This is a genomic window from Citrobacter sp. MGH110 (assembly GCF_001037515.1).
Taxonomy (GTDB): Bacteria; Pseudomonadota; Gammaproteobacteria; order Enterobacterales; family Enterobacteriaceae; genus Citrobacter; species Citrobacter portucalensis.
The window spans coordinates 1,791,250-1,804,049 of the sequence record NZ_KQ089830.1 but is presented as its reverse complement, the minus strand read 5'-3'; the positions used below and the strand labels follow the sequence as shown (position 1 = coordinate 1,804,049).

At 52.9% G+C, this 12,800-nt stretch carries 11 protein-coding genes, 1 tRNA gene and 1 pseudogene; 2 read left to right on the top strand and 11 right to left on the bottom strand.

Going from position 1 to position 12,800, the window contains the following annotated elements:
* Positions 1-57 precede the first annotated feature (57 nt).
* The 10 genes from SK38_RS08680 to SK38_RS08635 all read right to left on the bottom strand — a co-directional run bounded on the left by SK38_RS08680 (position 58) and on the right by SK38_RS08635 (position 11,110).
* Complete coding sequence (locus SK38_RS08680; RefSeq protein WP_048235640.1) at positions 58-1,212, bottom strand: MFS transporter; 1,155 nt, start codon at positions 1,210-1,212, stop codon at positions 58-60.
* Positions 1,213-1,290: 78 nt separating this feature from the next.
* Positions 1,291-1,893, bottom strand: coding sequence for a TetR/AcrR family transcriptional regulator (locus tag SK38_RS08675; RefSeq protein WP_032942979.1), 603 nt, complete (start codon positions 1,891-1,893; stop codon positions 1,291-1,293).
* Between the two features lie 371 nt (positions 1,894-2,264).
* Positions 2,265-3,032, bottom strand: a complete 768-nt coding sequence (gene fecE, locus SK38_RS08670) for a Fe(3+) dicitrate ABC transporter ATP-binding protein FecE (RefSeq protein WP_048235639.1) — start codon at positions 3,030-3,032, stop codon at positions 2,265-2,267.
* A complete protein-coding gene (fecD, locus tag SK38_RS08665) occupies positions 3,033-3,989 on the bottom strand; it encodes a Fe(3+) dicitrate ABC transporter permease subunit FecD (RefSeq protein WP_048235638.1) in 957 nt (318 codons plus the stop codon).
* Positions 3,986-4,984, bottom strand: coding sequence for an iron-dicitrate ABC transporter permease FecC (fecC, locus tag SK38_RS08660; RefSeq protein WP_008784384.1), 999 nt, complete (start codon positions 4,982-4,984; stop codon positions 3,986-3,988). The genes fecD and fecC overlap by 4 nt, the downstream gene beginning before the upstream one ends.
* Positions 4,981-5,880: a Fe(3+) dicitrate ABC transporter substrate-binding protein FecB gene (locus SK38_RS08655; RefSeq protein ID WP_048235637.1), complete on the bottom strand. Its 900-nt coding sequence runs from the start codon at positions 5,878-5,880 to the stop codon at positions 4,981-4,983. Before SK38_RS08655 ends, fecC begins: the two co-directional genes overlap by 4 nt.
* Before the next feature lie 74 nt (positions 5,881-5,954).
* Positions 5,955-8,279, bottom strand: a complete 2,325-nt coding sequence (fecA, locus tag SK38_RS08650; RefSeq protein ID WP_048235636.1) for a TonB-dependent Fe(3+) dicitrate receptor FecA — start codon at positions 8,277-8,279, stop codon at positions 5,955-5,957.
* 86 nt (positions 8,280-8,365) lie between these two features.
* Complete coding sequence (gene fecR / locus SK38_RS08645; protein ID WP_048235635.1) at positions 8,366-9,319, bottom strand: ferric citrate uptake sigma factor regulator FecR; 954 nt, start codon at positions 9,317-9,319, stop codon at positions 8,366-8,368.
* On the bottom strand, positions 9,316-9,837 hold the full coding sequence (gene fecI, locus SK38_RS08640; RefSeq protein ID WP_008784388.1) for a ferric citrate uptake sigma factor FecI: 522 nt from the start codon (positions 9,835-9,837) through the stop codon (positions 9,316-9,318). The genes fecR and fecI overlap by 4 nt, the downstream gene beginning before the upstream one ends.
* A gap of 289 nt (positions 9,838-10,126) precedes the next feature.
* Entirely contained in the window at positions 10,127-11,110 is a 984-nt protein-coding gene (locus SK38_RS08635) for an alpha/beta hydrolase (protein WP_048235634.1), read from the bottom strand.
* Positions 11,111-11,293: 183 nt separating this feature from the next.
* On the opposite strand from SK38_RS08635, the pseudogene SK38_RS24980 reads away from it, so the two are divergent.
* Positions 11,294-11,380 (top strand): annotated as a pseudogene (locus SK38_RS24980) (type II toxin-antitoxin system PemK/MazF family toxin); the annotation flags it as partial.
* A 75-nt stretch (positions 11,381-11,455) separates the two neighbouring features.
* On the opposite strand, the gene SK38_RS08630 reads toward SK38_RS24980, so the two are convergent.
* A tRNA-Asn gene (locus SK38_RS08630) sits at positions 11,456-11,531 on the bottom strand.
* A gap of 326 nt (positions 11,532-11,857) precedes the next feature.
* Between SK38_RS08630 and nac the strand changes: the two genes are divergently transcribed.
* Complete coding sequence (gene nac, locus SK38_RS08625; protein ID WP_008784390.1) at positions 11,858-12,775, top strand: nitrogen assimilation transcriptional regulator NAC; 918 nt, start codon at positions 11,858-11,860, stop codon at positions 12,773-12,775.
* The last annotated feature ends 25 nt before the right edge of the window (positions 12,776-12,800 follow it).

Sequence of the window (12,800 nt, the reverse complement as noted above, 5' to 3'; positions counted from 1 at the left end):
GGCTATATCGACGCCCCGTGATTTTTATAAGTGGGGCATTTTTATCTTCAGAACCTATTAACTCCAGCCTTGTTTACTACGACGGATATAAGGTAATACGGATAATAAAGCCAGAACCGCTAATACCATTCCAATCCATAGAGCTGAACGTAAACCGAATCCAGATGAAATTGCCATTCCACCTAAATAAGAACCGCCACCTAATCCAATATTGATCACGGAAGTATGAACGGCATTGACCATTGGCCCTGGATGTGCCACGCTGACAATTCTTGCCATCATTGCCGGATTCATTGGTACGCCAGATAAACCGATAAGTATAACAGCCAGAATAGCAATGACCTGATATTGAACAAATAGCGCCATGCCGAGCAAAGAAATACTCAATATTGTTAAGCCGACAACCATAACAGTTAAACTATGGCGATATGCAAGACGTCCCGTTACCATATTCCCGATGATATTGGCTAGTCCATAAAGCATCAAAATGAAGGGAACCGTCTGCATTGTAAATTCACTGACATCAGTCAGCACGGGAACAAAATAACTGAATGCCGCAAAACTTGCTCCCAAAATCAAACAGCTGGTTGCACAGGCTTTCCAATAGGCTTTATTTTTAAATGCCTTAATCTCTTCAGCCATCTTGATAGCACCGCCGCCGCTCATATGTGGCAATAAACGTACTAATGCTAGCAGGCATATGAAAACCAGGACCGCGACCAGCCCAAAACTCATTTTCCAGCCCCAGTGCTGGTCAATGATTGTCGCGATAGGTACACCAAAGACATTGGATACCATAAAACCTGCTATCACTATTGATGCGGCACGAGGGCGATTTTCAACAGATACAAGAGCCATACTTGTCGCGAGTGAAAGACTTAAACACCCTGCACATAAAATACCTGTCACGATGCGAATGGCAACTAGCACATTGTAATCAGAGGCAAAGACGCTTAATCCTTGTACGATAACATATAACCCTAACAGCCATAATAATGTTGAGCGATAGGGCGCTTTAAACTTAAGAAAGGTGTAGGTTAATACCGGGCCACCTAGCATTACACCGAATGCATAATATGAAATCAAATGCCCGACTTCGCCGACTGTAACACCAAATGCTTCCGATAGCGTGGTCATCATACCCGCCACCATTAACTCTGCTGTACCTAATGAAAAAATGGCTAACCCTAAAATATAAACGACTAATGGCATGTTTTTTTATTTTTCCTTGTATTGGAATGATCGTTACAAAAATGAGTGCAAGTAAATAATGAATTTTTTCGCTTAAATTTATAAATTGATTAACAGACCAGCGACGACATCTTCGAGGATTTTTCTATCTGTAATGTTTTTATTCAGTACACGTAAACCGTAATAGCCTGCCATAAAGCCTCTCGCCATTTCGACGGCTGATGCTTTATTGTTCAGTTCGCCGCTTCGTTGGCCTTCGATGAATACCGACACCAGCGTTTTTTCTAAATGCTGACGATATTCATTATTCAGGCTCGCAACGGCTTCATCTTTACTGCCCATCTCTAAGGCTGAAAATAAGACCATCGCATCATGCTGCTCTGGCTGAGAAAGATCTTCGGCAATACCCCAGAGCAGAAGGGTATGCAATCGCTCTTTTACCAGACCTGGCTGTGTGAGTATTGTTAACTGTGCTGACATAGTTTGTTCGTGGCTGCGCAACAAAGCTTGCTCGTACAGGGCTTGCTTGCTTCCAAAGGCATTGTATAGGCTTCCCCGCCCTAATCCCGTACCATTGCATAAATCTTGCGCAGAGGTGCCTGCATAACCATTGGCGCTGAAAACAGCGACGGCAGCATCAATGACATCCTGATCTTCGAACTTTCGTGGACGACCTGGAAAGGTTGGTTTTTCAGCACTCATAGGGATGTGGGACTTGAAATGAGTTGAGGCGGCATAGTATTGATTATGGAACGATCAGTCAAATAATTTTCATAAAAAAATCAGTGGTGATGCGCAGACAGATTTTCTTATGAATTGCTATGCGTTTCTATAGAGGGATGTGTGGATTTTATCCTTTCCAGGATAGTACGTTGATACAACGGCAACCACGCGTAATGGTTAATCATCACACCGGAATCTGCCGTATTCTAGTGAACGTCCAACGTCCCCCTTCGATTAAGGATAGCGTTGCATCGACCGATTGAACTCACAGGGCAGAGTGAAGTCATCGCAGCATGAGTGATATGACAAGCGACCTGTTGAGACCCTGGTACCATTACAGACTGTATCATCTACCTCACTACACACATCGGCCTGCCAGATACTGGTTCGGGGTGTATCTCCGTATCCACGCTGAATACGGTTCTCAGCAATCCAGGGTTCATCACCTCTTCTGGTGTGCCTTGCGCCATAACATGTCCGTTCGCCATGACCACCAGATGGTCGCAGTACCGGCTGGCCTGATTAAGGTCGTGCAGCACGGCGACCACCGTTTTCCCCTGAGCCCGGAGTTCGCCCATCAGCCGCATCAGTTCCACCTGATGATTGATATCGAGATAGGTGGTTGGCTCATCGAGTAGTACAACGGGCGTATCCTGCGCCAGGACCATTGCCAGAAATGCGCGCTGTCGCTGACCGCCAGAAAGATCGGTTAACCGTCGGTCGGCAAGATGTTGGATCCGGGTCTGGTTCATAGCATCATGGACCCGCGTATTGTCTTCAACGGAGAGACGCCCCCAGAGTGACAACCACGGGTTGCGACCGTACGAAACAAGCTCCTGGACGGTGATCCCCTCGGGAGTTAAATGGTGCTGGGGCAGCAGCGCCAGCCTGCGGGCTAGCTGGCGTGATGAGAGCGTATTGATGGCACTATCGCCGAGAAATACGCCTCCGGACTGCGGCGTTAACAGTCGTGAAAAACAGTTTAACAACGTTGACTTCCCGCAGCCGTTAGGGCCGAGCAGGGCGGTTGTCTTCCCCGCTGGTAGGGCGAGTGAAACGCCATCAAGCACCTTGTTTGTACCGTAACAGACCGTCAGATTTTCAGTTCGTAATGTCATTTATCGCATTCTCACAAGCAGCCAGACAAACCATGGTGCACCGATAATGGCGGTCAGCACGCCAGCCGGAAGTTCCAGAGGAGGATGAATAATTCGCGCCAGCAGGTCGGCAACCACCAGCAGCAACGCACCTGTCATGGCTGAAACGGGCAGCAGCCAGCGGTGACGTCCACCGGTAATGCTGCGCACCATATGCGGCACCACAAGACCAATAAAGCTAATTGGGCCGCAGACGGCCACGCCGGTCGATGTCATGGCGACGGCCAGTAGCAAAGCCTGGAGCCGAATACGCGGCACCGACACACCGAGCGTGGTGGCGCGCGCATCGCCCAATGCCAGGAGGTCGAGATCGCGGCAAAAACGCAGACTCAGCGGCAGAAACAAAATCAGCAGTGGGGCGGCTATTTTCACAAAGCTCCAGTCACGGCCCCATAAGCTGCCGGTCAGCCACAGCAGGGCGCTGTTCACATCCTGCGGGTGCGAAAGCATCAGATAATCCGTCAGGCTGGCCCAGCAGGCAGAGAGCGCAACACCCGTGAGCGCCAGCTTCATCGGCTGGCTGGTGTTCGCCAGTATTCTCAGCAGGATCAGGCCCGCCATGCCACCGGCAAAGGCCAGTAGCGGCAGAGTAATCACCGGTAGTGACGGTAAGAGAAGCAGCGCGCCCACAGAGGCCAGGCTGGCGGCATGGTTTACGCCGAGGATATCCGGTGATGCCAGAGGGTTACGCACGATCCCTTGCACCAGCACGCCTGCCACCGCGAGGGCTGCACCGACAAGCAGCGCCAGCAGCAGTCGCGGCAGGCGGTACGACGTTAATACGAAATGATATTCGCGCCCGGTCTGCCAGTCGCTCAGCAGAGCACGCCAGGGAACGGCGATCACCCCCATTTGTAGTGACAAAACCGAAAGTCCTGCCAGCGCGAGGGCGATGAAAATGACGAACGCAATTTTCATCCACGCCTCCTGACCAGCCAGACAAAACAGGGTGCACCAATCAGCGCCACTACTGCCCCCGCGGGCAATTCGCCAGGGAAGGCCAGCGCTCGGGCCAGAACATCAGCCAGCAGCAGCAGCGTGGCGCCCATAAGCATGCTCATCGGCAGGACCTTGCGCTGATCGAATCCTACCCAGAAGCGAGCCAGATGCGGCATCAGCAGGCCGATAAAGGCTACCGGGCCCGCCACGCTAACGCAGGCGCCCACCAAAATGAGCACCAGAAGATTGAGCGCCAGGCGCAGCCGGGTCAAATTCACCCCCAGCGTTTGCGCAGTGCTGTCGCTCACGTTAAGCAGGTTCAGTTGATTAGCCAGCAGCAATACCACCGGTACAGCAACCACTACCATTGGGAAAAGCTGCCAGAACTCCTGCCAACGTGCGTGGGATACGCCTCCCGCAAGCCAGTAAAAAATGCCGTAGGCGTGATCTTCCGTCAGCAGCAGAGTGATGCGGGTAAGGGCCATGCAGAAAGCCGAGAACGCGATGCCCGCGAGGATCAGTTTGTTTCTGTCCTGGGTGTGGCGAAATCCACCACCTGCGGTCATCACCATCAGCCAGCTTACGCCGCCACCGCAGGCGGCGATAAAGGCGATGGAGTAACCCGTAACGGGCGCAGGGCTGATAGCACTGGTAAGCGCCATCGCCAGCGCTGCGCCACTGTTAATACCGAGTAGTGAAGGGGAGGCCATTGCATTATGCGTCAGGGTCTGCAGCAGCGTTCCCGCCAGAGCCAGGCTTGCGCCGATCAAAATGGCGACCAGGCTTCTCGGCAAACGAAGGTTTTGCACCAGCGCTTGTGGAAGCGTCGGCGTATGGCCTGGCAGCAGGGCGTGAATGGCATCAACGCCAGAAACAGGAATGGCCGAGTAGCAAAACAGACTCAGCCAGAAGATAGCGATAAGCGCGACAAGGGGAAGCCCCCACTGTAGCGCTGGATGTTTGAAAACTGTCATTTCACATCGGATAAAGGCTGGTGGTGAAAGATGTCTACCGTGTCGCTGGCAATGCGTTCGGCTGCGAAAATGCCGCGCATCCGCGCCCAGGCGTTACTGTCGACCGACGCCGTCTGCTGTTTTTGCGCCGCAGTTAACATCTGCCACAGCGGGTCTTGTTGCCAGCGTTTCACGATGCTCTCTTCACGATAGTGCGCGACCAGCAGCCATGCCGGATTGAGCGCCAGCAGCTGTTCCAGACCGATGGACGGCATAGACGAACCCGCCATAGCTGCAGGCACCGTCAGCCCCAGAGAGGTCAAGACGCCCCCGGTCCAGGTCTCCTGAGTATGCAGGTTGAACTGCTGCTCCCGGGACGTACCAAACACCACCATCGTGTCTTTTGGCAGTTGGCTGGCCCACGCTGACATCTGTTGTTGGTGTTGCGCCAGGCGTGACTGCATCTGTGCTTTTTTACCCACAATTTCACCGATGATGGCCGCAGATTGCAGATTTTCAGCGTAGGTTTCATTGCGAGACTTGAGCAGCAGCACAGGTGCTATTTGCTGTAAGGCGATGTAAATACCCGCATGGCGGCTGCTGTCGGCAATGATCAGATCCGGTTTCAGCGCGCTGATGGCTTCTAAACTCGGCTGCGCACGCGTGCCGACAGACTGCCAGGGTTTCAGATGGGCACGAACCTCTGGAAGAATGCGTGTGGCATCGTTATCGTCGGCAATGCCGACCGGACTGACATCGACAGCAGCCAGTGCGTCCGCGAACGACAGTTCCAGCACCACTATCCGTTGTGGCGTTTTATCAAGCGTAAAGGTGCCATGTTCGTCATGAACCGTGGCGGCAAAAGCATGGCCGGTGAGCAGCAGAGCGGCGAATAGCGTGCGTAATGGTGTGAACATGTAAATTGCCTGCGTCGGGTGGCGTTTCGTTTGCCCGACCTACAAAAACAGCATGCAGGCCGGGTAAACGGGGTTTAGAACTTCAACGAACCCTGCATATACAGCGTGCGCGGCTGGCCTGCGTAGATGCCTTTGTTGTTGTCGTCGTAAGAGCGGGTGAAATACTCTTGGTCGAAGATATTTTTCACACCGAACGCCAGGTTCAGGTCTGCCAACTGCGGGCCGAAGTCATAGGCTACGCGTGCGCCCCAGAGCATAAAGCCAGGGATGCGACCGGTACTGCCGTCAGCGCTCTCTTTAACGGTGTTGGCGTTATCCGCAAACTGGCTGGACTGGAAATCACTATTCAGATTGAAGGTCCAGTTGCCCGGCTTATAGTCCACGCCCAACGTGCCTTTGTGTTTTGGTGAGAAGGGCACCTGATTGCCATAGGTATCACCTTTCTCGCGAATCTCAGCGTTCACATACGCATAGCTTGCGTAGACTGAAACGTTGTCGAGCGTTGGCGTCAATGTGCCGAGATCATAGCGAGTCTGAGTTTCCAGTCCGGTATGACGCGTTTTACCGCGTGCAGTAACGGTGTCGTTGGTTTGGTTGGAATCGTACTGATTATTAAAGTTAATCAGGAACAGCCCCATTTCCGCCGTCAGCGCGCCATCGTCGTATCGGGTTCCGAGCTCCCAGGTTCGCGCTTTTTCCGGTTCCACATTGCCGCTTTGCACAGCCTTGCCAATTTGGCTGTACTGTACGGTGCCGAATGAGCCTTCAGTGTTTGCATAAAGATTCCAGCTATCAGTCAGGTGATAAAGCACATTTAGCGCCGGAAGTGGGGCGTTGTAGCTTACTTCCTCATGTGTGCCTTTGATGGCGTTGTTCTGGTATGACTCGATATGTTCAAAGCGCATACCCGGTGTGATAGTCCAGTTGCCAATGTCGATTTTGTCATCCAGATACCAGGCGTGCGCTTCGGTGCCCGAACGAGTGTCGCGATCGTAAGGGCTGGCGTTGGACGGCAGTTGTCCGCTGCTGGTGGCCGTGTAGTAACGCATTTCATGCGTCGACTCGCTCACATAACGGTATCCCACGCCCACTTCGTGCGCGGAAGGACCCACCATAAAGCTCTGACTGTAGCGTGGTTCAATGCCGCGTACCCAGTAGTTACGCGGTGAAAGGGTGAGGCGTTTTCCCTGTTCCAGGTAGCCGCTGCGCAGGGTTTCAGTGTAGAAGCCCTGAATATTGAATTTATGCTGGCTGTCCGGCTGGAACTGATAGCCGAGGCTTGCCAGCTTGCGGCGCCCCCAGAAGCGATCGTAAGGGCGCGTGGATTGCCAGCGGTCGGCGTCGTAATCCGCGCGAGACAGGCCACCGGGCATGTCAGCTTCACCGTCGTAGTATTGCAACAGACTGTTGAAGGTATGCACTTCGTTTGGCGCATATTTGCTTTTCAGCATCAGGTCGTCGATGCGGGTCGCGCTGTGTTCGCGCCAGTCGCTTCCACGTGTACCGGAGTAAAGCAGGGCGGTACCAAAACCGTTATCCGCCGTGCCGCCCACCATCAGGTTGTGCGTTTCTTTTGGGTTATTTTGTGAAGATGTTGGGCTGAGCTGGCCTTCCACGCCGGCTTCCATGCCGAAGTCTTGCGGAATAGCGCGGGTAACAAAGTTCACCACCCCGCCCACGCTCTGTGGCCCGTAACGCACTGCGCCACCGCCGCGAACCACGTCGATGGCGTCCATATTTCCGAGTGAGACAGGCGCCAGTGAAAGCTGCGGCTGGCCGTAAGGGGCAAACGGCACGGGAATACCGTCCATCAGTACCGTTGAACGGCTGGCCAGGCGCGGATTCAGGCCGCGAATACCAAAGTTCATCGCCAGATCGTGGCTACCGGTGCCGTTGTTTTCTGGGGCGGTAACGCCAGGAATGCGGTTCAGTACCTCGCGCATGGATGTTGCGCCGGTTTTGGCGAAATCCTCACGGCGGATAACGTCACGTGCGCCAGCATGTTCGAAAACGTCGTTTTCGCGCGCATCCCCCAGCCAGTCGCCCACCACGGTCAGGGCATCTTCTTGCGGTGTTGGTGCGGGCTCCAGCGTCCAGCTGTTATTACCCAGCGGTTTCACCTGCAGGCCACTACCGTTCAGCAGGTGTTGCAGGCCGGTTTCGACGTCGTAGTCACCGTAAAGACCGTTACTCTGTTTGCCGCGCGTCAGGCTGGCGTCAACCGACAGGGTAATTCCGCTGAGCGCGGCATACTGATTAAGGACTTTGTCGAGCGAACCCGGTGCAATATCAACCTGCGCTGCGAAGGCGGATAACGACAGCCCGGCAAGCGGCAGCAGGCTCAGGCGAACGGCGTTAACCAAAGGTGTTGTTTTGCGAAAAACGCGTAAAGGCGTCATACCTTCTCCATCATCATTTTTGTTGTGTTCATCTATGAGTCGAATGAGAAGGGGAAAAAGGACAATCGAAATGAGAATTATTTTTCTTATAGTGCGGAAATATTTACCCAGTATCGCGTAACTGACTGAATTTTCACTGGAAGAGTCTTGGCAATAACATCCAGGATTGCATCAGTATTTTTCAGCGGGAAAGTGCCACTCAGGCGTAACCCGGCTACAGCCGGATCGCAGCGCAGCACGCCGTTGCGATAACGGCTCAGCGTGGCAATCACTTCACTCAAAGGTTTATCGCTGAAGCTCAGAATGCCCTGCGTCCAGGTGGCGCTTTCATCATCCGCTGAGGCTATTGCACCAAATTCAGACGCGCTAAACTGCAGGCTCTCGCCAGCGCTGACGATGCGTTTTTCCTGCGGACGATTTGCCAGTAAGACTTCAACAGCGTGTTGTTGAACGACAACGCGTGTGACGTTGTCCTGCTGGTAGACGGTAAATTCTGTGCCTAATGCGGTGAGCTGGCCCTGACGGGTCACAACGCGGAAAGGTCTCTGCTGCGCGTCTTTTGCGGTAGTAATAGCAATTTCTCCGTACCAGAGATGGACAACTCGTTGACGCGTATCAAAATGAACGTCCGCGGCGCTTTGTGTGTTGAGCGTCAGCAGCGAGCCATCTTCCAGCCGCTGATGGCTGACCGCGCCTTTGGCGGTGCGGTAATCCGCGCGCAGACCTTCACCGGCTTCAGACTGCCAGAGCTGCCAGCCGCCGCCCACGCCGAGCAGCAGCAGTAGCCCTTTCATGACATGACGACGGGTAAGGCGCGTATCGTGCAGCGCCCGGCTGGCAACATCGCCCGGTACGCGGCTGAGCTGGCTGCGCAGGTTTTCAACCTGTTGCCAGGCCCACTGATGATCTTTGTCCTCTTCGTACCATTGTTGCCAGCGCGCTTCTTGCTGTGGGCTGACACGCTCGCCGCTCAATACAGCATACCAGTGCGATGCCGAGCGCAATGCCTGGCGGCGAGAATCGGTGATAGAAGCGTTCACAGACCGTGCTCCAGACGAAACAGCAGACAATGTTCGATAGCCTTTGCCATATACTTTTTCACCGAACTGACGGAGATACCGAGCTTCAGCGCGATCTCGCTGTATGTCAGACCATCCAGTTGCGAAAGCAGAAACGCTTCTCGTGTTTTTCCGTTCAGCCCGTCAAGCATGCTGTCGATGAGTTGCAGGGTTTCGAGCTGGCTCTCGCGTTCCTCGGGGGAAGGCGCGAGCGCCTCCGGCATAAGCGCCAACATCTCCAGATAGGCTTTTTCCAGCGCGTTTCGGCGAAACAGGTCGACCATCACCCGTTTGGCGAGAGTGCACAGAAAGGAGCGCGGATCGCGGATCGTCGAGAGCGAGTCGCTGCCCATTACCCGTAGAAAAGTGTCCTGGGCAATGTCATCTGCATCAAAGGCGGACTGGAGTTTGCGCGTCAGCCAGCTTTTCAACCAGCCGTGATGTGCGCCATAAAGCGACTCGAGCGTAAAGGAAGCAGTGGTAGTGGCGTGGTCAGACATGTGGAATGTATCAAAAGTTAATTATCACGCGATTATAGTAATATGAGAATGGTTATCATTACAATTAGAAATATAATTGTATTACGTTGAACTTCTTAATGCGTTGTTATTTATAAAAATGTTATGAGGTGGATATCGGATGGGGAAGGGGAGTCTGCTTCTGGCATGTGACGGTTGGAATGACATCTGACCATGTCTGCTGTGAGCATGGAGCAGACGAATGCTTTAAAGCATGCTGAACTCTTTAAAAGTAAACCGTCTTGGGAGGACACCGAGAGCAGAGCAGCTGTTACTTTTCGGGAAAAGGTGAGTTGCGGATCAGGAAATGCTCAATCGAGTCGATTAAACCGGGAGCTAAGGGGAGCGCGGGTTCAGCGTATGTCGCGATATTCGCTTTGCGATCGTCCGAAGTCACCTCTTTCATAACATGGTTCATATTGGGCAGTATAACCAGGGACGCTTGAGGATTCGCGGCCTTAAGCAGTCTTGCATCCGTTTCTTCCACCTGGAGATCGCGTTGCCCTTGTAGCACTAACACGGGTTTGGAAATACTCGAAATGAGATGACCCGGATTATATGAAAATGCATTGATCAAAAACCCCTGAACAGCAGGATTAAAGATACTTTGCAGTGCTGGGTGAATATTCGTAATATCGACTCGCCGCCGATGCTCCAGAGCATCAATTATCGGCAGCGCCTGCTTTAATAGAATTTCATTTTCCGGATTAGCGTTAAGTTGCCCCCTCAACACCTCGCCCATCGGCCTCCCAGGCGTTGCGATAAGAACCACACCGCACACATTCTCTTCTTGAGCCGAGGCAAGTGCGACTACACCCCCTTCGCTGTGTCCTGAAACCCAAACACAGGGAGTGTGCATGTGACGTCTAAGCACGTCTACCCAGGATCGAATGTCGTCAACATAGTCAGCAATCGTCACCGCATTGGCATCGTCTACGGCCATTGCGCTAGCGAACATTCCACGTTTGTCGATACGAAGCGTCGCAAAACCTTTGGCAGCCAGGCCTTCAGCAAGAAGTCGGTAAGGCGATGCATTCACACCAAGCGGGTTGTTTCCATCCCGATCGGTTGGCCCGGAGCCAGGAACGATAAGAACAACGGCTGTTGGTTTTGAATTCGGGGTGAGTAACGTGCCTTTCAAAGGGCCTTTTGGCCCTGCGGCATCCAGGGCAGTTTCGGAAAAGGTCTCCGGTACTGCCGCCAGACTCACAAATGGGCAAGCGCCCAAAAGGGCAATTGAGGCGGCAATATTCATTGGAGATGTTCCTGTAAAATTCAGCGTACCCGTCAATTTATATTATAAATATGGCCTGCTCTACATTGATTAATATATCAGCGGTGATAGAAAAGTCCTCTGCTGGCACAGAGCGAAGGTACTGGGTGAGTTTAAAGTCTACTGTGAGCGAAGAGTGGACATCTCAACTCATTGTTGTTCCTGTCTATTGATATGGAAGCCCGGAACGGTAAGCGTCTGGAACAAATACCTGCGGCTATTATGAATGAAGTGTTGGCCAGACTAAGTTGAGGTTTTGATATGCGCACTGAGCAATGGCATAAAAGCAAAAAGCCTGCTTAGTTTCCTAAGCAGGCTTCTTAAATATGGCTCCTCTGACTGGACTCGAACCAGTGACATACGGATTAACAGTCCGCCGTTCTACCGACTGAACTACAGAGGAATCGTTTGAACGAGGCGCATATTAGCGAGGGTGGTGAGGCTTGTCAAAGGGGTAAATACATTTGTGTGTTCGTTTGCTGACAAAATCAGCAAAGCGGCGATCTTTCCGTCTTTTTATGCTTTTGCCCCATTCTGGTGCGTGTCTACCTCTTCCAGGGCAGCCTGAATGAGATACTTAGGTGTGCAGAATGATCTTCCTTCGCTTTTACTCCTGACTTTACGCGGCTTTAACCGTAAAACACCGTTTTAGACGAAAGTGGCAAGCATCTTGCAATCCTGAATTTAATGACTGCCAGCACGGGTTCTGGTATTCCGACAGGAGGCAAAATGAACTTCAGACGACTGAAATATTTCGTGAAAATCGTCGATATTGGTAGCCTGACCCAGGCAGCGGAAGTGTTGCACATTGCGCAACCCGCGCTGAGCCAGCAGGTCGCTACGCTGGAAGGTGAGCTGGATCAGCAATTGCTGATTCGTACCAAGCGTGGCGTCACGCCGACGGAAGCAGGAAAAGTGCTATATACCCACGCCCGGACGATTTTACGTCAGTGCGAACAGGCGCAACTTGCGGTTAATAACGTGGGCCAGACCTTGAGTGGACAGGTCTCTATCGGCCTTGCGCCGGGGACAGTCGCGTCATCCATTACCATGCCGTTATTACAAACGCTACGTGCCGAACTGCCTGATGTGCTGGTCTATTTGCATGAAAACAGTGGGGCAGTGCTGAATGACAAGCTGCTCAGCGGGCAATTAGATATGGCAGTGCTCTATGAGCGTTCTCCTGTGGCGGGCATCAGCAGTCAACCGTTGCTTAAAGAGGATCTGTACCTGGTCGGCACGCGTGAGTGTCCGGGGCAAAGCGTCGATTTAGCCGCAGTGGCGCAGATGAATTTGTTCTTGCCACGGGATTACAGCGCGGTTCGCCTGCGCGTGGATGAAGCTTTTTCGCTACGTCGCTTAACGGCTAAAGTGATTGGCGAAATTGAGTCTATCTCCACCCTAACGGCCGCCATTGCCAGTGGTATGGGTGTCACAGTGTTGCCTGAGTCGGCCGCCCGTTCATTATGCAATGCGGCGAACGGCTGGATGGCGCGCATCACAACACCATCGATGAATCTGCCATTATCGTTGAACGTATCAGCCAGAGGGAGTTTATCGCCCCAGGCGCAGGCCGTGAAGGAGATCCTGTTGTCGCTGGTCAGCCGTCCGGCGCTGGAAAATCGCGAGCTGCAGCTGGTCAGCTAAACCTTATTCCCACAAGGAATAAGAT

Coding starts and splice junctions, on each gene's coding strand:
- SK38_RS08680 (WP_048235640.1), bottom strand. CDS start 1,212: ATGCCATTAGTCGTTTATATTTTAGGGTTAGCCATTTTTTCATTAGGT.
- SK38_RS08675 (WP_032942979.1), bottom strand. CDS start 1,893: ATGAGTGCTGAAAAACCAACCTTTCCAGGTCGTCCACGAAAGTTCGAA.
- fecE (WP_048235639.1), bottom strand. CDS start 3,032: ATGACATTACGAACTGAAAATCTGACGGTCTGTTACGGTACAAACAAG.
- fecD (WP_048235638.1), bottom strand. CDS start 3,989: ATGAAAATTGCGTTCGTCATTTTCATCGCCCTCGCGCTGGCAGGACTT.
- fecC (WP_008784384.1), bottom strand. CDS start 4,984: ATGACAGTTTTCAAACATCCAGCGCTACAGTGGGGGCTTCCCCTTGTC.
- SK38_RS08655 (WP_048235637.1), bottom strand. CDS start 5,880: ATGTTCACACCATTACGCACGCTATTCGCCGCTCTGCTGCTCACCGGC.
- fecA (WP_048235636.1), bottom strand. CDS start 8,279: ATGACGCCTTTACGCGTTTTTCGCAAAACAACACCTTTGGTTAACGCC.
- fecI (WP_008784388.1), bottom strand. CDS start 9,837: ATGTCTGACCACGCCACTACCACTGCTTCCTTTACGCTCGAGTCGCTT.
- SK38_RS08635 (WP_048235634.1), bottom strand. CDS start 11,110: ATGAATATTGCCGCCTCAATTGCCCTTTTGGGCGCTTGCCCATTTGTG.
- nac (WP_008784390.1), top strand. CDS start 11,858: ATGAACTTCAGACGACTGAAATATTTCGTGAAAATCGTCGATATTGGT.